This window comes from Erwinia sp. 9145, assembly GCF_000745075.1.
GTDB classification, from domain to species: domain Bacteria; phylum Pseudomonadota; class Gammaproteobacteria; order Enterobacterales; family Enterobacteriaceae; genus Erwinia; species Erwinia oleae.
Genome location: NZ_JQNE01000001.1, coordinates 1,657,159 through 1,681,371, shown reverse-complemented (window position 1 = coordinate 1,681,371; position 24,213 = coordinate 1,657,159). Strand labels below are relative to the sequence as shown.

Genomic DNA, 24,213 nt, shown 5'->3' with positions numbered 1-24,213 from the left:
CATGATGCCGGGCCGGCGCGGAGGTCAGGTGATGTAACCGAGCAGCTTAAGAATGAAATAACCGGCCACGGCAATCACTATCGGCAGCACATAGAGCGAGAAAAATTGCAGAAAAATGGTGTGGCGAGGAATGACGATTTTCTCCTCTAACTGCTGACGACTACGCCCTTCTGCGCCTTTAGCATTCTCCAGAATCATCTGGTCTTCAATGCCTTCCCGCACGCGACGCGACTGCTGCCACATTCTTGCGCCTGAAGCCTGCAATGCGAGGCCGACAAAAATCAGCACGTAAATAATCCAGAAGGTGATATTGCTGCCGTGACTGAAATCCGGCACCGGCGAACGATTCCAGAAAACATCCAGAAAATGGGTGTTAAAGCGGATCATATCAATCATCACGTGCGAAAAGTCCTGCATCACCGCGTTAATCCCTTCACGCTGTTCGCGGCTTTTTTCCAGAAAAAGCATCAATGAAATCACGGTTGAAATCAGCGCGGGAATAAAAATGATCCAGCCAGCGATGCGTTTCACTATCGCAATTCTGCCAGCTTGTTGATAAGTCATGCTTACTCCTGTCCTTTAGTTTTAGGCTTTAAGTTTATCCACTGGCTGAGAAATGTGCCTGAAAAAAGTCAGGCTGTCATGTCCGGCGGCGCAATAAGACCGTTTGCGCCTGGCGCGTTTCATGTGAAATTTTAATTTACATGAAAAGAGACAGTAAGCTTTCCGCTATGTTGCATGTGCTGGTGCGCATGGCGGAGTACGCACCTCGGAGCAGCGGTCAATGTTGATGAGCACTCACCCGGTCGTTGTTCGCCGCCTGAGGGCGGGCCTGAGAGAGCGCGGCTATGTTCGCACTGAAAAGGGTCATCGCGGCGGCTGACAGTTAAGCTGCGATCTGCTCGAAATAACGCTGGAGCAGGTTTGGCGAGCCGTGGGTGAACCGGCGCTTATGGCCCCGGGCGATCGGCGCGATAATCCGACGAGCCTGGTTGAACAAGCGGTGAATAACGCGCTGGCGCAGGCCCGAAACGAGGCAGAAGCCCTACTTATTGCTTATTCATGGCTGGCTGGCGCGAAAATCTGCCGTCAGTAAGGCCGCCTGAGCGGCGATGTTGTGAGAGGCATGTTCATGGTATGGTGAGCACAATTTGTTGAACGGAGCCGTAAAATGTCTTACACCCGCCCTGTGCTTGCCGCAATTTTCGATATGGATGGCCTGCTGATCGATTCCGAACCGTTGTGGGATCGCGCAGAACTGGACATCTTTTCCACCCTTGATGTTGATCTGTCACGCCGCAGCGAACTGCCGGACACCCTCGGCCTGCGCATCGACCAGGTGGTGCGTATGTGGTACGAAACGCTGCCGTGGTCAGGCCCGGACCAGGCCGAGGTGACGCGCAGGATAATCGCGCGTTCGTTGTCGCTGGTTGAAGAAACGCGGCCGCTGCTGCCGGGCGTGGAGTCTGCGCTGAAGCTCTGTCGTGCTGAAGGGCTGAAAATCGGTCTGGCGTCCGCTTCTCCTCTGCATATGCTTGAGCGGGTGCTGGAAATGTTTAACCTGCGCGACTACTTTGACGTGCTGGCCTCGGCAGAATCACTGCCTTACAGCAAACCGCATCCGCAGGTTTATCTGGATGCAGCGGCGCGTCTCGGCGTCGATCCCCTCAACTGCGTGACGCTGGAAGATTCGGTCAACGGCATGGTGGCGACCAAAGCCGCCCGCATGCGTTCCATCGTGGTTCCAGCGGCAGAGTTTGCCGTCGATGCACGCTGGGCGCTGGCAGACGTAAAATTAGGTTCGCTTGATGAACTGACCGCTGCTCACCTTCACGGCGCCCATCCCGCCGCCTGAGTGATATAAAAACGGTGTAACCCGATCGTTATTCATCTTTGGTTACACCGTCACTGATGCCCTGCACTGTATATATCTCTATACTGGATGCATTGACAGTTATGCAGGATGTTATCATGACGGCTGAAGGCCATCTTCTTTTTGCCATCGCCAGCACTATTTTTGCCCGCCGAATCGAACTGACGCCGGAACTGGCTGGCGGCGACTGGTGGCATATCGTTCCTGCCGCGCTGCTTACCTGCCTGCTGCCCGATATCGATCACCCTAAATCATTTTTAGGGCAGCGTTTCCGCTGGGTTTCCCAGCCAATTGCCCGCGCCTTCGGTCACCGTGGCTTTACACACAGCCTGCTTGCCGTGCTGGGCGGCGTGGCGCTTTTTCAGCTCAAAGTCCCGCAGAACGGACTGGTGCCGGCCGATGTTTTTCAGGGATTAGTATTAGGTTATTTGAGCCATATCGCAGCGGATATGCTGACGCCGGCCGGGGTGCCGCTGCTCTGGCCGTGCCGCTGGCGATTCCGCCTGCCGCTGCTGACCAGCCAGAAAGGTAACCAGATGGAGCGGCTGCTCTGCTTTGCGCTGATTGGCTGCGCCATCTGGTCGCCCTCTTTTAGTGCGAGAAGCTGGCCCGCCGACGCGTTACAAATGGTGCAAAGCGGTTTTTCCCGCTTGATAAACACGCAATATGCACATTAAATCGCCGGTAAAACCACTTTAGTTATATAGCATTCCATTTGAATATATAGACGCCCGTTGGTGAGTGTTACCATGCTCCGCACCGGGCGGCATTCTGCTGCACGAAGAAAATTATCTGCTGTACGACGCGAATATACGCGTCGACCTGACTGGAGATCCGGGATGAACCTTCCTTTAATTGCCAACATCGTGGCTTTTGTCGCGCTGTTGATTGTTCTTGCCAAAAGCGGCAGCGCCAACTGGAGTCTTTCCAAAAAAGTTTTGCTGGGATTGGTAATGGGCGTGCTGTTTGGCCTTGTACTACACACTATTTATGGTTCAGAAAGCGCGGTGCTGAAAGAGTCGATTAGCTGGTTCAATATTGTGGGCAACGGCTATGTGCAGCTGTTGCAAATGATCGTGATGCCACTGGTCTTTGCCTCGATCCTCAGCGCCGTGGCGCGTCTGCATAATGCTTCGTCGCTGGGTAAAATCAGCGTGCTGACCATCGGCGTACTGCTGTTTACCACCGCTATTTCCGCGCTGGTCGGCGTGTTCGTGACCTGGCTTTTCAGGCTGGATGCCAGCGGTCTGGTGCAGGGCGCACAGGAAACGGCACGTCTTGCTGCCTTGCAAACCAACTACGTGGGCAAGGTTGCCGATCTTTCCACGCCGCAGCTTCTGTTGTCGTTTGTGCCAAAAAATCCTTTCGCCGATCTGACCGGCGCCAACCCGACGTCCATTATCAGCGTGGTAATTTTTGCGGCGTTTCTTGGCGTGGCGGCCCTGCATCTCCTTCGTGACGATCGGCCAAAAGGCGAGCGCGTGCTGGCGGCAATCGATGTGCTTCAGGCCTGGGTAATGAAGCTGGTTCGTCTGATCATGAAGCTGACGCCGTACGGCGTGCTGGCGCTGATGACCAAAGTGGTCGCCAGTTCTAACGTTAATGACATCGTCAAGCTCGGTGGATTTGTCCTGGCCTCCTATCTGGGCCTGGCGATCATGTTTGCCGTGCATGCTCTGTTGCTGTCGGTAAACGGCGTAAACCCTAAGCGCTTTTTCCGTAAAGTCTGGCCGGTGATCACCTTCGCTTTTACCAGCCGCTCCAGCGCCGCGACCATTCCGCTGAGCGTCGAAGCGCAGACCCGTCGCCTCGGCATCCCTGACTCTATCGCCAGCTTTGCCGCCTCGTTTGGCGCAACGATTGGCCAGAACGGCTGCGCCGGTCTTTATCCGACCATGCTGGCGGTGATGGTTGCGCCGACCGTGGGGATCAATCCGTTCGATCCAATGTGGATTGCCACGCTGGTGGGTATCGTCACCCTCAGTTCTGCCGGCGTGGCTGGCGTCGGCGGCGGCGCTACCTTTGCCGCGCTGATCGTGCTGCCGACGCTGGGCCTGCCGGTGACGCTGGTTGCGCTGCTGATCTCCATCGAACCGCTGATTGATATGGGTCGTACCGCGCTGAACGTAAACGGTTCAATCACTGCCGGCACGCTTACCAGCCAGTGGTTAAAGCAGACTGACAAATCGTTACTTAACAGTGACGCCGGGCACGATTTCGAACTGGCACAACGTTAATTATCCTGCGGGCTGATCGTCTTCAGCCCGTTTATTTATCAATTGCCGCAGCCTTTTCCAATTATTGGCCTTTTCTTAAGATAAAACCCTGCGCTTCTCAGGCGTATCCGACGTGCTGTTCTATAGTTAACTGCGTCAGATACGATAACTACAGGAGCAAGTAAGCATGTCGAAAGAAACCGATAATAAGGAGCTGAGTCACAATGCCCCGATGACCGGGCCGGACTCTGCAAAACCGGGAATGGATTCTCTTGCGCCCTCAGATGGTTCCCACAAGCCCGATGCGCGTCCCACCCCTCCTGGAAAACAGCCCACCGCACCCGGCAGTTTGAAAACGCCCGACACCCATAATGCTAAAATCGATGCGCTGGAAACCTTCCGTAAAGGCGGTGAAAATTTCCCTCTGACCACCAATCAGGGCACACGCATTGCTGACGACCAGAATTCACTGCGCGCTGGCACACGCGGCCCGACGCTGCTTGAAGATTTTATTCTGCGCGAAAAAATCACCCATTTCGATCATGAGCGCATCCCTGAGCGCATCGTTCACGCGCGTGGCTCTGCTGCCCACGGTTACTTCCAGCCCTATCGCGATCTGAGCGACATCACCAAAGCCGATTTCCTGCGCAATCCTGAGCAGGCGACGCCGGTGTTTGTACGCTTCTCCACCGTGCAGGGCGGAGCGGGATCGGCGGATACCGTGCGTGATATTCGCGGCTTCGCCACGAAATTCTATACCGATGAAGGTGTTTTCGACCTTGTAGGCAATAACACGCCGGTGTTCTTTATTCAGGATGCGCACAAGTTCCCGGATTTCGTTCACGCGGTAAAACCTGAGCCGCATAATGAAATTCCACAGGGTCAGTCAGCTCACGACACCTTCTGGGACTACGTTTCTCTTCAGCCGGAAACGCTGCATAACGTGACCTGGGCCATGTCCGATCGCGGCATTCCACGCAGCTACCGCACGATGGAAGGCTTTGGTATTCATACCTTCCGCTTTATCAATACCGAAGGCAAAGCCACTTTTGTGCGTTTCCACTGGAAACCGGTCGCGGGCAAGGCGTCGCTGCTGTGGGATGAGTCGCAAAAACTGACCGGCCGTGACCCGGACTTCCATCGCCGCGATCTGTGGGAAGCGATTGAAGCCGGAGACTTCCCCGAATATGAGCTGGGCGTGCAGCTCATTCCTGAAGAGGATGAGTTTAAATTTGATTTTGATCTGCTCGATGCCACCAAGCTGATCCCGGAAGAGCTGGTGCCGGTTGAGCTGATTGGTAAAATGGTGCTGAATCGCAATCCGGACAACTTCTTCGCTGAAACGGAACAGGTCGCATTCCACCCTGGCCATATCGTTCCCGGGCTGGATTTTACTAACGATCCGCTGCTTCAGGGCCGCCTTTTCTCCTACACGGATACGCAGATCAGCCGTCTTGGCGGGCCTAACTTCCACGAAATTCCGATTAACCGTCCAACCTGCCCGTACCACAACTTCCAGCGGCAGGGCATGCACCGGATGGATATCGATACCAACCCGGCCAATTACGAGCCTAACTCAATCAACGACAACTGGCCGCGTGAAACGCCGCCAGCGCCGCACCGTGGTGGTTTTGAGAGCCACCAGGAACGCATTGAGGGCCACAAGGTGCGCGAGCGCAGCCCGTCCTTCGGTGAGTATTACTCGCAGCCGCGTCTGTTCTGGAACAGCCAGACTCCGATTGAGCAGCAGCACATTGTGGATGCCTTCTCGTTTGAGCTGAGCAAAGTTGCCCGCCCTTATATCCGTGAGCGCGTGGTCGATCACCTGGTTCATATCGACGTGTCGCTGGCGAACGGCGTGGCGGAAAATCTGGGCATTGCGCTCTCTGACGAGAAGATGCACACCGCACCGCCGAAAGACGTCAACGGTCTGAAGAAAGATGCGAGCCTGAGCCTGTATGCCGTTCCAAGCGGCTCGATCAAAGGACGCCAGGTCGCACTGTTAATCAGCGACGGCGTGGTTGCCGCCGATGTTCTGGCGATCCTGCAAGCGCTGAAAGCCGAAGGCGTTCACGCGAAGTTGCTGGCGCCGCATATGGGCCAGGTTCGTGCGGACGATGGTTCTAACCTTCCCGTTGACGCGACCTTCAGCGGTCTGCCGTCGCTCACCTTCGATGCGGTTATCGTGCCGGATGGTAATATCGACGCCCTGCTGCTGAGCGGTGACGCGCGTTACTTCCTGCTGGAAGCCTATAAGCATCTGAAGGTTATCGGCCTGAGCGGCGACGCGCGTCGCTTCAAACCCCAGTTCGGCCTGGGCGATGAAGAAGAGGAAGACGGCCTGCTGACGGACAGCAAAGCAGAGGGCGTGCTGATGAGCGAGTTTATCGCTGCAATGGCTGCCCACCGCGTCTGGTCGCGCAGTCAGAAGGCGCTAAGCGTCCCTGCTTAACCCTTTTTAACGGGGTCATAAATATCAGGCAGCCGCTTCAACGGCTGCCTTTTTTTGTCACTTCATGGAGGGAGCGTTAAGAATGCGTTAAGCGCTGTAAGCAGCTGCCAATAGCGACGTTGAGACGCTTGCGTTTTCATCGCGGCAGCCTGATGCTGAGTACAGTCATAACAGGAGAAACGTCATGAAAAAGGTGATCAATACGCTTATCGCCTTAACGCTGGTCTCGCCCACGCTGGTTTTTGCTCATCCGGGTGGAGGACCAGGCGGCCCGGGCGGGCCGGGCTGGCATCAGGGCGGCGGGCCGGGCTGGGGCGGCGGACCGCGTCATTACAACTTCCTGCCGGATGCGGCGGCGGCCGTGCTGATTGGCGGACTGACCTATTACGTGCTGAACGGCAGCTATTACCAACGGCAAAACAATAATGGCTATGTGATGGTTGAGCCACCCGTCGAACGATATTCAGGCTCGATGCAGGCGCTGGACTATAACGGTGAGCGTTTTTACGTGCAGGATGGTCACTACTATCGGCGCGATATTTCAGGGCGGTATCTGGAAGTACCGCGTCCGCCGGGGTTATAAAAAAACGGCCACCTGGGTGGCCGTTTTTATTCACTCTGTCCGCGCAACCCTTACTGGTTTGCCTGCGGATCGGTATCGTACTCTTTACAGCTCTGGAAGCCGTAGTTCATGACGCGACCGGTGTCGTTATAGCTTACGAAATAGGTTTGCGGCTTACCGTCACGTTCGCCCAGTACGTAAGTCTGGCAGGTACCGCGCGCGTGAACCATGGTGATTTCAGTCGAGGCAGGGCCGGCAACATCGCGAACCTGCTGACGCGTCATTCCTTTCTTAACATCCTGAACAACGGGCTTAGTCACATAGCTTTCGGCACGGTCGTATGCCGTACAGCCAGACAGAACGGCCAGAGCCACAGCAGCACCAATAAATCCTGTTACTTTATTCATATTCTTATTCCTCGTTTATTATCCATGTGACATAAAGCCTGGAACATAACTACTGATTTATCAACTTTATGGCGCAGAAAAAAAACGTTTCAGACTCTTTAACATTCTGCCGTCTGCGCCTCATATCTGGCTGGCACGGAAAATTTTCCAGCGTCAAACGCACGTCTTTTACCACTGATTTACACTCTGCTGCCAAGGTCATGGTCATCATGACTTCCACCGATCATTCGGGTTAACTCTTCGCAGCGTACAATTTTTTCTGATGAGAGCGTAAAGCAGGCCAGCACCTCAAATTCGCTGTTGACGCCCTGCCTGTTTTCCACGGTGACATAATGGTGGGTAAAAACCGTGTCGCCCTCACCCACAACAGACCTGACGACAACCGCCATATCCTTTGCATGCGTCTTAAGAACCGCCATATGTTTCACAAAATCCCGGTACTCAAGCCACTTGCCATCAACGCACTGTTGATACGCCGGATCGAAATAGCGGGCAATGAGTTGCTCGTCATGGACAGGATGGCAAATGATATCCTGCAACATAGCGGTAATGATTTCTTTGCTACCGTTCATCTTGTCTCCTCATGTAAAGCATCAACATTACATAAACTTCTGCGTGATGTATTATCCTTATTCGGACAAGATATACGGCTAATCGGCCATTGCGATGAAAACCGCCATATTTGAATATGAGGCGCTACATGCCACCGCCTGGCACCAACATGAATCAGGCCAGTTTTACTGGCTGAGTCGTGGCATAATCATTATTGAAACTGCGCTGGCGCAATGGGCTGTCACGCCAGGTTCCGTGGGGTGGTTTCCGGCGGGTCTGCGTCACCGGGCCTGGGTGCCGACGCATGTCAGCGGTAAAAGTCTCTATCTCAATCCGTTGAGCCGTATCCCTTTCCCTTCTCAGCCCGCGATCTATGGAATGGATGCTTTTTTCCTGGCCGTTCTGGAACGCCTCTTCACCAACGCTCCCGCGCCTTCCACAGTGGAGTATCAGAACACGCTTCTGACAGTATTACGCCACGAAACAGAGCACCTGGCGGAGCTGCCGCTTCAGGTAATCTTACCGGTAGATCGCCGGGCACGAAGCGTCGCGAACACGTTAATGAAAAACCCCGGCTGCATGCTGGATCAGGCGCGTCTGGCGCAGCAGGCAGGCCTGAGTGTCAGGAGTCTGAGCCGCTTATTTCGTCAACAAACCGGGCTCAGTTTCAGCCAGTGGCGGCAACAGGCAAAGGTGGTTGTCTCTCTTCAGTGGCTGTATGCCGGCATCCCCGTCGGAGAAGTGGCATCGCTTAGCGGTTACAGCAACGTCAGCGCTTATATCGAGGTTTTTCGGCAGCGTTTCGGTAAAACGCCGGGGCAGTTTATGAACGGTAAATCCCCTGCTGAACAGGCGAAGATCAGGAAGCATAACAATGAGATATAATTGAATAATAGTGCATTAAGCTATTGTTAATGAACCCGGATTGGCCCTGCGACGCACCTTCATGGCAACCGTAACGACCTGAAAAACGCACCCGGAGTTGTTGTTTTACATCAGGCACGTTAATTTTAATGCAAACAGTTAAGACCCTGGCGCCCAACGGCGGCGCTTCACCAGAGGAGAAGTCAATGGCTCTGCAACAGGAAATTATTACCGCGCTGGGCGTTAAGCCTGAAATCGATGTCGATCGCGAGATCCGCACCAGCGTAGACTTTTTAAAATCCTACCTCAAAACCTTTCCGTTTATTAAATCGCTGGTGCTGGGTATCAGCGGCGGCCAGGACTCGACCCTGACCGGCAAACTCAGCCAGATGGCGATTACCGAACTGCGCGAAGAGACCGGCAGCGCTGATTATCAGTTCATCGCCGTTCGCCTGCCGCACGGCGTGCAGGCCGATGAGAAGGATTGCCAGGACGCAATCAATTTTATCAGGCCTGACCGCGTGCTGACCGTTAACATTAAAGAAGCGATCGCCGCCAGCGAAAAAGCGCTGCGCGACGCGGGCATTACGCTGTCCGATTTCGTACGCGGTAACGAGAAGGCCCGCGAGCGTATGAAGGCGCAGTATAGCATTGCCGGTATGACCGCCGGAGTGGTAGTCGGCACCGATCATGCGGCGGAAGCGGTAACCGGTTTCTTCACCAAATACGGCGATGGCGGCACCGATATCAACCCGATTTTCCGCCTGAATAAAGGCCAGGGTAAACAATTACTTAAAGCGCTCGGCTGCCCGGAACATCTCTATCTGAAACACCCCACTGCCGATCTTGAAGACGATCGTCCCGGTTTGAAAGATGAGGTGGCGCTGGGCGTCACCTATGAAATGATCGACCGCTATCTGGAAGGGAAAACGATTGATGCGGATGCGGCGAAGATCATCGAAAACTGGTATCTGAAAACGGAACACAAACGCCGTCCGCCAGTGACGGTGTTCGACGATTTCTGGAAGAAGTAATCTGGCCGGGCGGCGTACAGCCGCCCTCTTCTTACCACTTTATCGTAACTATTCAGCGCCCTTCGAAGAATAACTCGCTGCTTTTTTCTCCGCCGCTTGCCTGTTACACTGTACAAGTAACCAGTAACCGGAGTGCAATGTGGGCAGACGTGTAACAAGCCATCGCCTGGAGTTTGAACCGGCGGCCATCTATCAGTATCCCGAACACTTACGACACTCGCTGGAAGGCTTACCTTCGCTGCCGGGCGTGTATATTTTTCACGGTGAAAGCGAAACCATGCCGCTCTATATCGGCAAAAGCGTGAATATTCGCAGCCGGGTGATGTCCCATTTCCGTACCGCCGGTGAGGCGAAGATGCTGCGACAGTCGCGGCGCGTGAGCTATATCACCACCGCAGGCGAGCTTGGCGCGCTGCTGCTTGAAGCGCAAATGATTAAGGTGCAGCAGCCGCTGTTTAATAAACGACTGCGCAAAAACCGTCAGCTCTGCTCGCTACGCATTTCGCAGGACAAGCCGAGCGTGGTCTACGCGAAAGAGGTGGATTTTTCCCATACGCCTGACCTGTTTGGCCTCTTTTCAAGTCGCCGGGCGGCGCTTGAGACGCTGCAAAAAATCGCCGATGAGCAGCGCCTCTGTCTGGGCCTGCTGGGGCTGGAAAACGTCTCCAGGCACCGCGCCTGCTTTCGCGCCAGCCTTGGGCGCTGCGCGGGTGCCTGCTGCGGAAAAGAAACGCCGGAGGCGCATCATGCGCGTCTGCTGACGTCGCTGGAGCGGGTTCGGGTACAGTGCTGGCCGTGGGAGGGCGCCGTCGCCGTCATTGAAGAAGGCGCCACGCATACGCAAATTCACGTTATCAACAACTGGTTTTACCTGGGATCGGTTGAGGATCTGTCGCAGGCGAGCGCCCTGACCTCCACGCCGCGGGGTTTCGACAGCGACGGCTATAAAATATTGTGTAAACCGGTGATCGGCGGCAAATTTCCCATAATTCCGTTGTCATAAAAAAACCGCCGATGCTGCCCACGGTTTAAGGTGGGCAACGTCGGCGGTTTCATGAGACGAGAAAAACGATTAACTTGCTGGTGTAAGCAGCTTGCCTTCATGCTTTGGTTTTTCGGTCAGGCGCTTTTCAAAGTTTTGATTAAACTGTTTTTTCTGCTCCGGCGTCAGGATGTTATAGAGCTTGTTCTGCGTCTCCATCATTTTCAGCGCACGGTCTTTACTGTCTGCCGTCATCTTCGTGGCCTGCGCATCGGCTTTCGCCCGATCGAAGCTGTCTGAGGCAATCACATCATGCATCGCGCGGCGCTCTTCCAGTGAAGGACGCGGCATATCTTTGTGCGCCTCTTTCATAATAGTGCGCATCTGCTCTTTCTGAGCATCGGTCAGGTTAAGGCCTTTAAACATGTCATGCATGCCGCCGGGACGCATCGGCTTGTGCATCGGGAGGGTGGTTTTTTCTGCCGGTGCAGGAGTCATGTTATCCGCTGCTGCATGCACAATATTTGCCGCGCCCATCGCCAGTGTCACAGCCACAACAAGAGAAGTTAATTTACGCATCATTATATTCCTTACTTTGCTTTTGGGGCGACGCAATGTCGCGTTGTCGAAGAGAAGTTTACTGCGCTGAACGTCAATAATTCAGAGGCTGAGTAAAGCCCTGAAAGCGTAAAAGATAATTGCGCAGCGATCGTGGAGGAAAAAGGAAGATTTGCGTGAGAAATTGCTAACAGATATGAATTTCAACGTAAAAAAAGCAGAAAGTAAGGAGGAAGATACTATAAAACATCCGCCGCTTCCGTGCGGCGAAAACGTATCAGCTTAGTTTTTCATTATGCGCGTTATCCTCAACCAGCATCAGCCCGGCGCGCTGGCCAATTGCCACGTCAGGATTGGGAAACATCACGTATTCACGCGCCTGCTGCACGAAATACCGCTTTTCGCCCGCCTCGGCCAGCAACGTTCCCTGCGGGAAGGCGGTGAAGTTCAGCGTGTCGCCGCTCATATGCAGCGTGAAGCTTTCCGCATCGCGGGTGATCTGCTGCGAAACCCGATAGCGCTGCGGCGCGCTGGCTACCGCAGGCAGCGGTTCGCCGCTGAGCAATGCCGCCAGCGCCTGCCGGGCGGCATCGAACTGACTGAGATCGTTAGTGCCGAACGGCCGCGCTTTGCCCAGTTCAAGTGTGCAGCTTGCAGCGCTGAAATGTTGGCAACTGTAGTGGCTGAAGGTGCCGCCCGGCGCGCGATGAAACACCAGCGCTTCCAGCCCTGCGGCGCTCAGCCAGTGCATAAAATCATCCGGCCACGGCGACCTGCGTAGTGGCAACACGCCGAAGCGCGGATGGTAAGAGCCGCGGATCGCGGTATGCAAATCAAGGTGCCAGCGCACTTCTTCGCCGCCGCCCGCCTGCCAGAATGTCTCCATCGCCTGCTCAAGACGCCAGGCGCGACGCGCTTCCGGGCAGTCCTCATACTGCTGCCAGCGACCGCCGAACAGCCGATTGATATCGCAGCGCAGATAGCGTTTGCCAGCGCGTAGCGCGGGCGGATTGCCGTAAATCACCAGCAGTCGGACAGCGAGTGGCCGGTTGCCCAACAGCAACTCACTGACCAGCGCATTCAGGATCTCCACCGGTGCGGTTTCATTGCCGTGCAGGCCGGCAGACACAACCACCGCCTGCGCCGCATCGGCGTGCGGTGTTATTTCCAGAATGCCTTCGTCGAGCCAGCGCCAGCTAAGATGATCGCTGCGACCGGCGCGTTGGGTGGGCGCGCCACCGCTTAATGTCTGTGCTAAAAAGTCCTGCATAAGTCTCCTTGTTATCTGTTTTTCGCCCTCCCTGCGCTGGGGCGCGCCGTCTCCGACGCGCATTGTCGACCATGACTACTGCTGAAAAGGATAAACATTTCCTAAGTCTAGCAGCCTTGTCAGTTCATCAAGTGCCTCACGTCCTTCGGTCAGCAACTGCGGATCGGCCAGATCCTGCTGAGAAAGGCGATCGCGGTAATGACGATCGACCCAGTCGTTCAGCGTGACAAACAGCCGATCGTTCATCATCACCGCCGGGTTGACCGCCGCCTGCTGCGCGTCATCCAGCACCACGCGCAGCCGCAGACAGGCCGGGCCGCCGCCGTTACACATGCTCTCGCGCAGGTCGAAAACCTGAAGCTGGTCGACTGGCCCGCCGCGCTCAACCAGCTCGCACAGATAGCGCCACACGCCCGCCTGCTGACGCGCCTCTTCCGGCAGCACCAGCATCATTTTACCGTCCGCTTTGCTGAGTAACTGGCTGTTGAACAGATAAGTCGCCACGGCATCCCCCACGCTGACGCGCGCCTCAGGTACCTCAATGGCGACAAAGCCGGGCACTTTTTCGCGCAGCCTTTCCAGCAGCGCTTCCTGATGCAAAAACGCCTGCTGATGACAGAACAGTACCTGCTGATTACTGACGGCGATCACATCGTTGTGAAATACGCCCTGGTCGATAACCGCCGGATTCTGCTGCGCAAACACCGTCCGCGCCTCATCAAGCTGATGCAATCTGGCGACCGCTTCGCTGGCTTCCCGCGTCTGCCGCGCCGGATAGCGCGCCGGCACCAGCCCGCCGTTGCCCTCTTCGCGGCCAAACACAAAGAGCTGCACGCCGGGTTCGCCGTAGGCCGTACTTAAGCGATTGTGATTTGCCGCGCCTTCATCGCCAAACATTGATACCTGCGGCAGCGCGTCGTGAACCGTAAAATGTTGCGCATCGCTGAAAATTGCCCGCAGCAGCGCGCCGGTGGTCGGCGCTTCCATTGCGCGGTGAAATTTATTATTGAGGTTAGCGACCGTCAGGTGCACGCGCCCGTCGGCGCTGTCGGCAGAGGGCGATACGGTGGCGGCGTTAGCGACCCACATGGCTGACGCGGAACTGGCGGCGGAAAGGAAGTGCGGCGCCTGGCGGGCCGCTTTTTCCACCACCTGCGCATCGCTGCCGCCAAAGCCGATCTGCCGCAGCGCGGCGATATTCGGGCGCTCGTGCGGCGGGATCACTCCCTGCACAAAGCCCATATCGGCCAGCGCCTTCATTTTCATCAGCCCCTGCTTTGCCGCCAGTTTCGGATTAGACAACTGATGCTGATGACGCGTTGACGCCTCATTACCAAAGGAGAGGCCAGCGTAGTGATGCGTCAGCCCCGGCAGGCCGTCGAAATTGGCTTCACGCACGCTCACTTCGCACCTCCTTTCTGACTGAAATCAAGACCGGGCGACAGCGCGGCAGGCAGTTGCAGATCCGGCGACTCAAGCGACGCCATCGGCCACGCGCAGTAGTCCGCCGCATAGTATGCGCTGGCGCGATGGTTCCCGGAGGCGCCCACGCCGCCGAAAGGCGCGCTGCTGGCGGCGCCGGTCAGCGGTTTATTCCAGTTGACGATACCGGCGCGCGCCTCGATCAACAGCTTTTCAAACAGCGCACGCTGCGGCGAAATCAACCCGCAGGAGAGCCCGTAGCGCGTGGCATTAGCGCGTGTTATTGCCTCATCGATATCGTCATAGCGGATCACCGCCAGCAGCGGGCCAAAGACCTCTTCATCCGGCACGTTTTCAAGCGAGGTGATATCGATGATGCCCGGCGTCAGGATCGCGCTGCGGCGATCGGGCCAGCGCATCGCCAGCAAAACCGCACCACCCGCATCGACGCGCGCCTGCCATCCGGCAAAAACCCGTTCCGCCGCCGCAATCGAGATAACGCTGCCCATAAACGGCTGTGGCTCCTCGTCCCAGCCGCCGACCTGAAGCCTGCCCGCCACGTCCACCAGCCGGGCAAGAAAGGCATCGCCGTCTGCGCCACGCCTGACCAGCATGCGGCGCGCGCAGGTACAGCGCTGTCCTGCGCTGATAAACGCCGACTGTATGGCGATGTTGACCGCCGCGTCGATATCCTGAAAATCTTCGACGATCAGCGCATTGTTGCCGCCCATCTCCAGCGCCAGCATCTTATCCGGCTGTCCGGCAAACTGACGATGAAGCTGATAGCCTGTTGCCGCACTGCCGGTAAAGAGGACGCCATCGATGTCTGACTGTGCGGCCAGCGCCTGGCCGCACTCGCGGCCGCCCTGCAACATATTCAGCACGCCGTCCGGCAATCCCGCCTCTTTCCACAGCGCCACGGTGTGCTCTGCCGTCAGTGGGGTCAGCTCGCTGGGTTTAAATACCACGGTGTTACCCGCCAGTAATGCAGGCACGATGTGGCCATTTGGCAGATGAGCCGGAAAATTGTAAGGGCCGAACACCGCCATCACGCCGTGCGGACGATGGCGCAGCGACGATTCGCCGCCGGCGGCTTCGCCCGTGCGCTCATGATAAGCCTTAACGGAAATGGCAATCTTGTTGATCATCGCCTGCACTTCGGTCTGCGCTTCCCAGCGCGGCTTGCCGGTTTCTTTAGCAATAACCTCTGCCAGCCGGGCTTTGTTTTGCTCCAGAAGCGCGGCAAATTTTTCAGCAATTCCCTGACGAAAGCTGAACGGCTGTCGCGCCCAGCCGGTAAATGCTTTGCGCGCGGCCAGGCACGCTGCTGCAACCTGCTGCGAGCTGGCGGCGTTGCCCTGCCAGAGCAGCTCGCCGGTCACCGGCTGATACTTCGTGACGTTGTCACCTTCTCCGTTAATCCATTCTCCATGAATAAAGTGCGTCATGCTGTTTTTTCCTCCCGGCTCAATGTTACAACGCGCAGCGCGTCGCCCGTTTCACAGCGTAAAATAGCTGCCTGCTCCTCTGTTAACGGCAGGGTTTCCGCCCTGGGATCGGCATTCAACAAGGTGACGCGGAAATCGTGATAGCGTTCGTTCGCCACCAGGCAGAGCGGCTGCGTCTCATCTGGCTCGCCCCGCGTCGCTTTTACCACGCGGCTTTTTCGGATGGCGCGAACCCGATCAATCTCGCACTCCAGCGTCGGGCCGCCGTCGAAAATATCGATGTAATGAAGGTAGCGAAATCCTTCCGCTTCAAGCACCGCGCGGGCGGGCGCGGTGTGCGGATGCGTTTCGCCAATTACCGCCTGCGCGTCAGGGGACAAATAGTCAATGTAGAGCGGGTGTTTCGGCATCAGTTCGGCAATAAACGTTTTTTGCCCGGTGCCGCAAAGATAGTCCGCCTCGCTGAAGGACATGGAAAAAAAACGGCTACCGACGCTTTCCCAGAACGGCGAATGGCCATTTTCGTCGATGACGCCGCGCATTTCCGCCACCACCTTCTGCATAAAGCGATCGCGAAAGGCCGCCATAAACATAAAGCGTGATTTGGAAAGCAGATAGCCGTTTTTGCCGTTGCGATAGTCAGCATCAAGAAACAGCGTGCAGAGCTCGCTGCTGCCGGTATGGTCATTGCTGAGCGACAGCGTTGGCAGCACGTTATAGACGTTCAGTTCGCGTGAGGCGTGCACTTGCGTCCCTACGCGAAAGTTGTACCACGGCTCCTGCAACCCCACCGCCACCTCGATCGCGCAGATGCCTACGGCCTTCCTGCTCTCGCTCTCTTCCAGCACAAACACATAACCCTGCTCGGCACGCGGCAGCGTACCCTGCCAGGTTTGCAGCGAGCGCTCGATGCGCGCGGAAAGCGTGTCGCTGTCCGCTGGCAGTGAGGTCAGGCCGCCGCCGGTTTTACCGGCAAGCGTCAGCAGCTGCGCAAGATCGTCCCGCTCAACGGGGCGGATCACCATCATGATCCCGCTCCTTCAACCACCGCGCGGCAGGCACGTTCGAACCGCGCCAGCCCTTCTTTCACCTCCTGCTCAGTGATGATCAGCGAGGGCGCGAAGCGGATCACGCTGGCGCCGGCGATCAGCACCATCACGCCCTCAGCAGCGGCGGCCTGATTAAACAGTTTCGCTTTGCCGCTGAAGTCCTGATTAAGCACGCAGCCAATCAGCAGCCCCAGCCCGCGAATGTCGCTGAACAGGTGCAGGCGTTGATTGATGTCGTTCAGCGCCTCCACAAACCAGCGATGTCGCTCCGCCACGCCCGCCATGACCTCTGGCTGGTTAATCAGCTCCATGACTTTACCGCCCACCGCACCTGCCAGCGGATTGCCGCCGTAGGTGGTGCCGTGGGTACCCACGCCGAGCGCCTTTGCCAGCGGCTCGGTGGTCAGCATCGCGCCAATAGGAAAACCGCCGCCCAGCGCTTTTGCCGTGGTCAGCACGTCAGGCGTGACGTTGTAATGCATATAGGCATAGAGCCAGCCCGTGCGACCGACGCCGGTTTGCACTTCATCAAAGATCAGCAGCGCCTGATGTTTATCGCAAAGTTCACGCAGGCCGCGCAGGAAAGCAGGTTCAGCAGGCACCACGCCGCCTTCGCCCTGAATCGGTTCGACGATCACCGCGCAGGTCTGGTCGTTAATCAACGCTGCCGCAGAAGCAAGGTCGTTATAAACGGCATGCTGAATATTACCGGGCAGCGGAGCAAAATCTTTTGAATAGGCGGGCTGACCGCCCGCTGAAACGGTAAATAACGTACGGCCATGAAACGCATTGTTAAACGCCACAATGCCGCTTTTCTCTTCCCCTGCCCGATCGTGCGCCACCTTACGCGCCAGCTTCAACGCGGCTTCATTGGCCTCTGCGCCTGAATTGCAGAAGAAAACGCGATCGGCAAAGGTTGCGTCGATCAGCCTTTTCGCCAGACGCAGTACGGGCTCATTGGTATAACCATTGCCGGTGTGCCAGAGACGCGTCGCCTGCTCTGTGAGCGCCTGTTGCAAGTCGGGATGGGCGTGTCCTAATGCGTTGACTGCGATGCCGCCGGCAAAATCGATATAGGATTTCCCTTGTTGATCCCAGAGCGTCGAGCCCTGCGCACGAACGGGTACAAAGCTGGCAGGTGCATAAGTTGGAACAATCCATTGGTCGAAATCATTACGTGATACGGATGATTGCATGGCGGCCTCTGTTTGACCGCTCACCGGAAGGTGAACGAAAAGTATTGATAGTGTTAATGAAATGATTCATTGCGCTCTCACTGTAAATTGCATGCTTCATGCCAGCCAGTGGTAAAAATGCATAAATCGATTTCAACAACGGAATATCAACAGGTTACGTTCGATCCATATTCAGGTAATTTGCATAATTAGTGAATAAGTGTCTGATGGCGACAGGAACACCAGATTGAAAAGAGATGAATTATGCATTTATAAAATAAAATATCGCTTTTGTGATCGCTGGCAGCATTGTTGTTCAAAAGGGTGCGCTTAATGCACCCCTGTTGCCCATCTGCACGATTTGCGGGCAGGGAAACAGCGCTTGCGAGGTAGCTGGGTTGGCGGCGAGAGCAAACAGTTAATGGCGCCTTTCTCAGTCAACCAGGTCCTGCAACTCATCGACAGTGAGATGACTCGACAGCGCGCTGAGCTGGCCGAATAATGGATCCCATTCCTGAATATCCAGGTGTGCAATGAGATTTTCACGAGCAAACGGATCTGCTTTGACCATCATCTGAACCTCATCCCGCGTTTCAGCCCTGAAAATAAGAAAGCCAGCCCGCAGCGGTGTGTTCTTCAGCGGGCCGGACGCTAACAGTTTTCCCTGTTTGATCAGCTCTTTCAGGTAAAGCACATGTTCACGAACAAAGGTATTCCACTCGATACCTTCCGGATGGTCCATTCTTACGATATAGATGCTCATCAATTCTCCGACCTGTAGATTAAGTAAAAAACAAGCATAATGCGTATCCACAGTTTTTAAAACGAACCCGTATGGCGTTCTGAAACAACCCGGAGTTGTTAATGCTTGATAAACTGACGGGCATGCGAACCTTTGTTGCTGCGGTACAAACAGGTTCGTTTGTTGCCGCCGCCGCCAGGCTGAGCATGTCTCCGCAAATGGTGGCGCGCCATATAGCGGCGCTGGAGAAGACGCTGGAAACCCGCCTGCTCAACAGAACGACACGCAGGCAAAGCCTCACCCCTACCGGCTCTCTGTACTTCAGCCGGTGCGAAGCCATTTTGCAGGCGATTGATAATGCCGAGAGAGAAGCAAGCGGCGCTGCCGAAATCCCTTCAGGTACGCTGCGGCTGAATGCGCCGGTGACGTTCGGGCGTTATGCCTTAGCGGAATTTTTGAGCCAGTTTCTCGGGCGTTATCCGCTAATGAGTATTGAACTCACCCTGTCCGATGAGGTTATCAATCCGGCCTCTGAGGATTTTGATATGGTCATCCGCATTGGCGAACCCGATAAGCATCTCAGGCTTGCAGCGAAACCGTTGTTGCCCTACCGGCTTATTGTCTGTGCTGCCCCTCAGTATCTGGCAAGTCATGGCTGGCCGACGCATCCCTCAGACCTGGAACATCACGAGTGCCTTGGTTTTTCCCCGTGGCCGGCGGGGTTAACCTGTCAATGGCCCTTTACCAGCAGCGACGGGCTTACAGAAGTGACGGTAACTTCCCGACTGACAATTAACGATTGGGGGGCAATACTCGAAGCGGCATTAAAAGGCGCGGGCGTGCTGATGGGTTATGAAAAGGGACTTGAACAACCGGTTAAAAAGGGACAACTCGTTACCCTGTTGGAAGACTATAAAATTCCCGAACGGGTGATGAACGTGTTATATGACGCTTCGCGGGCAAACGAAACCCGCTATAAGATTTTTATTGATGAGTTGTGTGACTATTTTAACGAATAAAGCGTGTCGACAGCCTCAGCAAGAAAGCGCGCGTTATCGCATTAAATAAGCGCTGCCGTGTGCAGCGCAAAACAGGCGCCATAAAAAACCGGCGGCCATTGCATTACGTTAATCGATAACATCGAAACACTTAAGTTTTACAAATAAAATTCAATGCTATTTATATAACGCTGAATAATTACTTATAGCTCACGCCCATCAATAGCATTGCGTTATTTATTTGATTTTAAATTGTTATTATAATGATAAATAAATCATTATTTTCAAATAATTAACTAAAATATTCTTCACAATGATGCTCAATTTATTATGCTTTACGGCAAAATACGCGATCGCCGTCCTTATTTTACATTTTGTTACATGTATTTATTTCTCTCCTCTCACCTTGCTGTGTAATTTCTCCATGACGCAAACGGACGTCAAATAATAAAACGAACAGGGTGTTCAATATGATAAAGCGTAAATTACTGGCATGGGCCATCCCTGCCCTTCTTGGAATAAGCAGTGTCAACGCCGCAGACGTTTATAATAAAGACGGAAACAAGCTGGATCTTACCGGAAAGGTTGACGTCAGCCGGCTCATCTCCTCCGATAAAAATAAAGAGGGGGATGACAGCTATGCCCGTTTCGGATTTATCGGTGAAACGCAGATTTCTGAGCGGATCACCGGCTATGGTGTCTGGCAGTATCAGTTTCAGCTGAACAACAGTGAAGACGCGGCCGCAGGCGCACACAGGAACAATCGCACCCGCCTTGGCTATGCTGGCCTGAAATTTGGCGATTTCGGTTCCTTTGATTATGGCCGCAACATCGGGCTGATTTACGACGTGCTGGCCTACACCGATATGCTGCCGAAGTTCGGCGGTGATTCCGCAGGCAGCGATCTTTTCCTCACCAGTCGCGCAACCGGCGTGGCAACCTGGCGTACCAGCAATTTCTTCGGCCTGGTGGATGGACTGAGCATTGCGGCACAGTATCAGGGTAAAAATGAGCGCACCGGCGATGAGGCCGTTCGACGTGCAAACCGTGAAGGCTACGCCGCGTCCATTCAGTATGTGGATGATTCCGGCATTGGCGCCGTTGCCGCGTGGGCCAGCGTCGGGCGTACTGAGGCGCAGAACGCCGTTGAACTGGGCAAAGGCGACCGTGCGGAACTGTGGTCTGCGGCGCTGAAGTATGACGCGAACCAGCTTTATCTTGCCGCGATGTACGGCGAAACGCGCAACGCGGCCTGGATACCCGGCGGCAACGGGTACGCCAATAAGGCGCAGCTCATTGAGATTGTGGCGCAGTACCAGTTCCTGAACGGCTTCCGCCCCTCTCTGGCCTATGTCGCCTCGCGCGGTAAAGACATTGAGCAAATTGGCGATGCCGATATCATCAAGTACGCCAGCGTGGGAGCAAAGTACTACCTGAACAGCAATATGTCGCTCTATGCGGATTACCGCATCAACCTGCTTGAAGACGACAACAAGCTGGGCCTCTCTACTGACGACATTACCGGCGTGGGGATGGTTTACCAGTTCTGACCGCTTTGCCGCATGGATGTTGTACCGATCGCTTTCAGAAGTTGAAAGCGCTTCCCTCCGGACAGGGGCATCTGCCCCTGTTTTTTTCGGCACTCGTTTATGGTGCCATCAAATCCAGAGCGTCCGTGCTTTGCAGCGTTACCGGCGCCACCAGCTTCAGGGTGATCCAGTTGGACGTGACGCGCTGCTGTTTGCTGTCTTCAAGCGTCACCGAAAGATGGTATTCGTTGCTGGCCCCGGGTGAACTGTCCCATGACGGGATAATAATGCTCCAGCCCTGCGGATCGGCGTTGTTTGCCGGCGGCGTCAGGCTGAGCTGCTGCGTATCGCCCTGCCAGCTTACCCCTTTGATCGGATTCGCATTGCGGATCTGCAATTTCAGCGGCAGCGTCTCGCCTGGCTGCACCTGCCACGGCGGCGTGGCAAGAAATACCGTCAGCGTTTTGCGCTGGCGAAACTCCATGACCGGCGTATTGTTGCGCGCAACCGCATCGTAGCGGCTGCCACTGAGCGAACGCGCCGCCGCCACGTTATCGGCAGAAAGCTGCTTGCTCAGCGCCACGCCGATCTGATAGTTCATTTTCAGGCCGAACTGATCCTGAGATTCGCCGGTATCTGCCGTTTTATGTGACGCAGTAAGCGTAAAAAGCGGCACCGGCGTATAGCTCACGCCAACCTTAACGGCGGAGGGATTGCTGCCGGTGGTGCCGCTGTTAAACAGGTCCACGTTATCGCCAAGGTACTGTTCATAGCTGAGCGAGACGCCCAGTTGCCGATAAAACGGCAGATAGCCCTGCGTGGTGATGTCGTAACCGCGCGCCATTCTCATTTCAGAGACGGCGCTGCGCTCGCGCCAGCCTGACAGCGGCTGATAATAGTTGGCGGAAAGCCGGAGGAAATCGCCCCACGCCTCTGCACCCAGGGAGCCGCGACGGAGATCGGACTCAAAAAGCTGATCGACAAAGGCGTTATAGCCCAACCGCCAGTCACCCGCCAGCCAGCGTTGCCCCAGCCCCGCATTGCCGACCAGGCCGTAATCGCTCTGCTCAACCCCAAGCTGGCTGAAAGTAAGATACTGGTAGTTGTCCTGCCACGGCGTAATAAGCTGTGCGGAGGTGCCGTTGAAGCTGCCGTCTTCATCCACCTTTAGCGACAGATCGGCGCGTCCGTACGGAGAAAGCATGCTCTTTCCTTCGTTTTCAACGCGTCGGGCGGCTTCATCGCGAAAATGGTTAAACGCCCACTGGCCTGCCTGAGTGCTCAGCGACGTATCGTCACTGCTGTCCATGCTGGCCTGACCGATGCTCTTCATCGCTTCGGCGATGCGTTTGGCCAGCGCGGCGTCTGCTGCACTGGCGCTCCCCAGATCGGGAAGCTGTGAAAAACGATCGGGATCGCTGAAAGGCGCGTCCGATACGGTCTCCGCGCGGACGGCAGTAAACGTGAGGAGCGTCACCAACGACGCGTAAAGCGAAAAACGCAGTGGATTGAGTTTGCTCATAACCTCATTAATTGCTGTAAATCAAGACGATTTTTAAACCAAAGTGTCGGATAGCTCACAAATTTGCTGAATAACCACCTTAACACAGTTTTTGTCAGGAAAGGTAACGGCCCGCCCCGGGCGGGTAAGCAGGAAAACGAAGCGATAGCACACTGGTAAAGTGGCGAAATATCAACCAGACTTTGCACGAGACTTTTATCAGGGAGTTATGACATGAAAAGAGTAGCGCTCGGCCTGATGTTCTGCACGATGACCGCCAGCGCGGCGGAGGTATTTACGCTCAGCTCGCCCGACTTCAGCGATAACGCACTGCTGGATAAGAAGTTTGCGGGGAATGCAGAGGGTAAACCCGCCTGTACCGGCGAGGGGATTTCGCCCGCGCTGAGCTGGAGCAATCCGCCTGCCGGCACCAAAAGCTACGCGCTGACGTTGGTGGATACGGTCGGCGCCAAAGGCATTGGGGTTAACCATATGGTGGCTTATAACATCCCGGCCCAACGCAGTATGTTCGCCCGGGGAGAACTGACGAAGGGCAAAGACTATACCGGCGGTAAAAATACCCCCGGCACGCTTCACTATTATGGCCCCTGCCCGCCGTCTGGCAGCGGAGCGCATCACTATATCTTTACGCTGATCGCTACCGACCTGGCGCCAGATGCTCTGCCGCAGGGGCTGACGCGTGAAGAGCTGATCGGCAAGCTTAAGGGCCATGCGCTGGGCGCGGCGGGCCTGGTGGGACGATTCGGTAACGATTAAGACATAATCAGACCGCCGTCGACGTTCATGGTCTGTCCGGTGATGTAGCGTGCATCATCGGACGCTAAAAAGGCCACCAGTCCCGCCACGTCCTGCGGCTGCCCTGCGCGCTTCAGCGGAATGCCCTGAACCCATTCCGCCATCAGTTCGCCCTTGCCGTACTGTTTCCCTTCGCTGCTGAGCATCTCGCCCCAGACGCGGTCGTTATAATCCCACATTTCGCTTTCAATGATACCGGGGCAAAACGCGTTGACGGTGATGTTCCACGGCGCCAGCTCGTGCGCCAGGCTCTGTGTGATGCCGATCACGCCCATTTTGCTGGCGGCGTAGTGCGGCGTATAGATAAATCCCTGCCGCCCCTGACCGGAAGAGGTATTAATCAGGCTGCCAGCGCGCTGCTTAACCATATACTTCGCCGCTTCCCGGCAGCAGAGCCAGACGCCGGTGGTGTTAACCGCCAGGATTTTCTCAAAATCGGCTTTCGGCATCCGTTCAAACGTATCAATGGTGATCACCCCTGCATTTTGCACAGAGACGTCAACGCTGCCAAAGCGTTCTGCACTCTGCCGGTAGAGATCCTGTACCTGCGATTCATCCGTCACATCTGCCTCCAGCGAAAGGATTTCGCCGCCATAGTCGCCGCGCAGCTGCTCTGCGGTCGCATGAACGCGCGCCGCATTGGACACCATCACCAGGTTTGCACCGTCGCGGGCGAACCGTGCGGCGATACCCGCGCCGATCCCGCGACAGGCGCCGGTGATCACCACGGTTTTCCCCCTAAAATTGCGCTCCATCACTCTCT

General features: G+C 55.8%; 24 protein-coding genes. 12 read left to right on the top strand and 12 right to left on the bottom strand.

From position 1 onward, the window contains the following. Positions 1-24: 24 nt before the first annotated feature. Positions 25-564 (bottom strand): YniB family protein, encoded by a 540-nt coding sequence (locus FA91_RS08255; protein ID WP_034914439.1) that lies wholly within the window; start codon positions 562-564, stop codon positions 25-27. 388 nt (positions 565-952) lie between these two features. On the opposite strand from FA91_RS08255, the gene FA91_RS20980 reads away from it, so the two are divergent. From FA91_RS20980 to FA91_RS08225, 6 genes are all read left to right on the top strand, one after another. Beyond that, the gene (locus FA91_RS20980; RefSeq protein ID WP_156103066.1) at positions 953-1,096 is read left to right on the top strand and encodes a hypothetical protein; all 144 of its coding nucleotides are present in this window, start codon (positions 953-955) and stop codon (positions 1,094-1,096) included. Positions 1,097-1,171: 75 nt separating this feature from the next. Then, positions 1,172-1,855, top strand: a complete 684-nt coding sequence (gene hxpB / locus FA91_RS08245) for a hexitol phosphatase HxpB (RefSeq protein ID WP_034914437.1) — start codon at positions 1,172-1,174, stop codon at positions 1,853-1,855. Between the two features lie 116 nt (positions 1,856-1,971). Then, entirely contained in the window at positions 1,972-2,550 is a 579-nt protein-coding gene (locus tag FA91_RS08240; protein ID WP_034914436.1) for a metal-dependent hydrolase, read from the top strand. Positions 2,551-2,712: 162 nt separating this feature from the next. Then, positions 2,713-4,110, top strand: coding sequence for an L-cystine transporter (locus tag FA91_RS08235; RefSeq protein ID WP_034914434.1), 1,398 nt, complete (start codon positions 2,713-2,715; stop codon positions 4,108-4,110). A gap of 166 nt (positions 4,111-4,276) precedes the next feature. Further along, entirely contained in the window at positions 4,277-6,541 is a 2,265-nt protein-coding gene (gene katE / locus FA91_RS08230; protein WP_034914433.1) for a catalase HPII, read from the top strand. A 184-nt stretch (positions 6,542-6,725) separates the two neighbouring features. Then, the gene (locus FA91_RS08225) at positions 6,726-7,124 is read left to right on the top strand and encodes a DUF6515 family protein (RefSeq protein ID WP_034914431.1); all 399 of its coding nucleotides are present in this window, start codon (positions 6,726-6,728) and stop codon (positions 7,122-7,124) included. A gap of 50 nt (positions 7,125-7,174) precedes the next feature. On the opposite strand, the gene osmE is transcribed toward FA91_RS08225, so the two are convergent. Together osmE and FA91_RS08215 are read right to left on the bottom strand one after the other, a co-directional pair. Further along, positions 7,175-7,510 (bottom strand): osmotically-inducible lipoprotein OsmE, encoded by a 336-nt coding sequence (gene osmE, locus FA91_RS08220; RefSeq protein WP_034914428.1) that lies wholly within the window; start codon positions 7,508-7,510, stop codon positions 7,175-7,177. A 179-nt stretch (positions 7,511-7,689) separates the two neighbouring features. Then, positions 7,690-8,082, bottom strand: a complete 393-nt coding sequence (locus tag FA91_RS08215; RefSeq protein WP_034914425.1) for a hypothetical protein — start codon at positions 8,080-8,082, stop codon at positions 7,690-7,692. A 94-nt stretch (positions 8,083-8,176) separates the two neighbouring features. Between FA91_RS08215 and FA91_RS08210 the strand changes: the two genes are divergently transcribed. The 3 genes from FA91_RS08210 to cho all read left to right on the top strand — a co-directional run bounded on the left by FA91_RS08210 (position 8,177) and on the right by cho (position 10,963). Further along, positions 8,177-8,947, top strand: a complete 771-nt coding sequence (locus FA91_RS08210; RefSeq protein WP_034914421.1) for a helix-turn-helix domain-containing protein — start codon at positions 8,177-8,179, stop codon at positions 8,945-8,947. Positions 8,948-9,132: 185 nt separating this feature from the next. Further along, positions 9,133-9,960: an ammonia-dependent NAD(+) synthetase gene (nadE, locus tag FA91_RS08205; RefSeq protein ID WP_034914418.1), complete on the top strand. Its 828-nt coding sequence runs from the start codon at positions 9,133-9,135 to the stop codon at positions 9,958-9,960. Positions 9,961-10,099: 139 nt separating this feature from the next. Continuing rightward, a complete protein-coding gene (gene cho, locus FA91_RS08200; RefSeq protein ID WP_034914415.1) occupies positions 10,100-10,963 on the top strand; it encodes an excinuclease Cho in 864 nt (287 codons plus the stop codon). A 69-nt stretch (positions 10,964-11,032) separates the two neighbouring features. Here cho and spy read toward each other — a convergent pair whose 3' ends face one another. The 7 genes from spy to FA91_RS08165 all read right to left on the bottom strand — a co-directional run bounded on the left by spy (position 11,033) and on the right by FA91_RS08165 (position 18,627). Further along, on the bottom strand, positions 11,033-11,521 hold the full coding sequence (spy, locus tag FA91_RS08195; RefSeq protein ID WP_034914412.1) for an ATP-independent periplasmic protein-refolding chaperone Spy: 489 nt from the start codon (positions 11,519-11,521) through the stop codon (positions 11,033-11,035). 256 nt (positions 11,522-11,777) lie between these two features. Beyond that, positions 11,778-12,770 carry a succinylglutamate desuccinylase gene (gene astE / locus FA91_RS08190; RefSeq protein ID WP_034914410.1) on the bottom strand — a complete coding sequence of 331 codons (993 nt, stop codon included), beginning with the start codon at positions 12,768-12,770 and terminating at the stop codon, positions 11,778-11,780. Positions 12,771-12,845: 75 nt separating this feature from the next. Further along, on the bottom strand, positions 12,846-14,174 hold the full coding sequence (astB, locus tag FA91_RS08185; RefSeq protein WP_034914408.1) for an N-succinylarginine dihydrolase: 1,329 nt from the start codon (positions 14,172-14,174) through the stop codon (positions 12,846-12,848). Further along, on the bottom strand, positions 14,171-15,640 hold the full coding sequence (gene astD / locus FA91_RS08180) for a succinylglutamate-semialdehyde dehydrogenase (RefSeq protein ID WP_034914407.1): 1,470 nt from the start codon (positions 15,638-15,640) through the stop codon (positions 14,171-14,173). Before astD ends, astB begins: the two co-directional genes overlap by 4 nt. Further along, positions 15,637-16,668, bottom strand: coding sequence for an arginine N-succinyltransferase (gene astA / locus FA91_RS08175; RefSeq protein ID WP_034914404.1), 1,032 nt, complete (start codon positions 16,666-16,668; stop codon positions 15,637-15,639). The genes astD and astA overlap by 4 nt, the downstream gene beginning before the upstream one ends. After that, on the bottom strand, positions 16,665-17,885 hold the full coding sequence (locus tag FA91_RS08170; RefSeq protein ID WP_034914402.1) for an aspartate aminotransferase family protein: 1,221 nt from the start codon (positions 17,883-17,885) through the stop codon (positions 16,665-16,667). Before FA91_RS08170 ends, astA begins: the two co-directional genes overlap by 4 nt. A 412-nt stretch (positions 17,886-18,297) precedes the next feature. Further along, positions 18,298-18,627, bottom strand: coding sequence for a YciI family protein (locus FA91_RS08165; RefSeq protein ID WP_034914399.1), 330 nt, complete (start codon positions 18,625-18,627; stop codon positions 18,298-18,300). A gap of 101 nt (positions 18,628-18,728) precedes the next feature. On the opposite strand from FA91_RS08165, the gene FA91_RS08160 reads away from it, so the two are divergent. Together FA91_RS08160 and FA91_RS08155 are read left to right on the top strand one after the other, a co-directional pair. Next, the gene (locus FA91_RS08160; RefSeq protein WP_034914397.1) at positions 18,729-19,625 is read left to right on the top strand and encodes a LysR family transcriptional regulator; all 897 of its coding nucleotides are present in this window, start codon (positions 18,729-18,731) and stop codon (positions 19,623-19,625) included. Between the two features lie 449 nt (positions 19,626-20,074). Further along, positions 20,075-21,154, top strand: coding sequence for a porin (locus tag FA91_RS08155; RefSeq protein ID WP_034914394.1), 1,080 nt, complete (start codon positions 20,075-20,077; stop codon positions 21,152-21,154). Positions 21,155-21,251: 97 nt separating this feature from the next. On the opposite strand, the gene FA91_RS08150 is transcribed toward FA91_RS08155, so the two are convergent. Beyond that, a complete protein-coding gene (locus tag FA91_RS08150; protein ID WP_051937105.1) occupies positions 21,252-22,655 on the bottom strand; it encodes a YchO/YchP family invasin in 1,404 nt (467 codons plus the stop codon). 213 nt (positions 22,656-22,868) lie between these two features. On the opposite strand from FA91_RS08150, the gene FA91_RS08145 reads away from it, so the two are divergent. Continuing rightward, entirely contained in the window at positions 22,869-23,411 is a 543-nt protein-coding gene (locus tag FA91_RS08145) for a YbhB/YbcL family Raf kinase inhibitor-like protein (protein ID WP_034914390.1), read from the top strand. On the opposite strand, the gene FA91_RS08140 is transcribed toward FA91_RS08145, so the two are convergent. Beyond that, the gene (locus FA91_RS08140) at positions 23,408-24,205 is read right to left on the bottom strand and encodes a glucose 1-dehydrogenase (protein ID WP_034914388.1); all 798 of its coding nucleotides are present in this window, start codon (positions 24,203-24,205) and stop codon (positions 23,408-23,410) included. The genes FA91_RS08145 and FA91_RS08140 overlap by 4 nt on opposite strands. Positions 24,206-24,213: the final 8 nt, after the last annotated feature.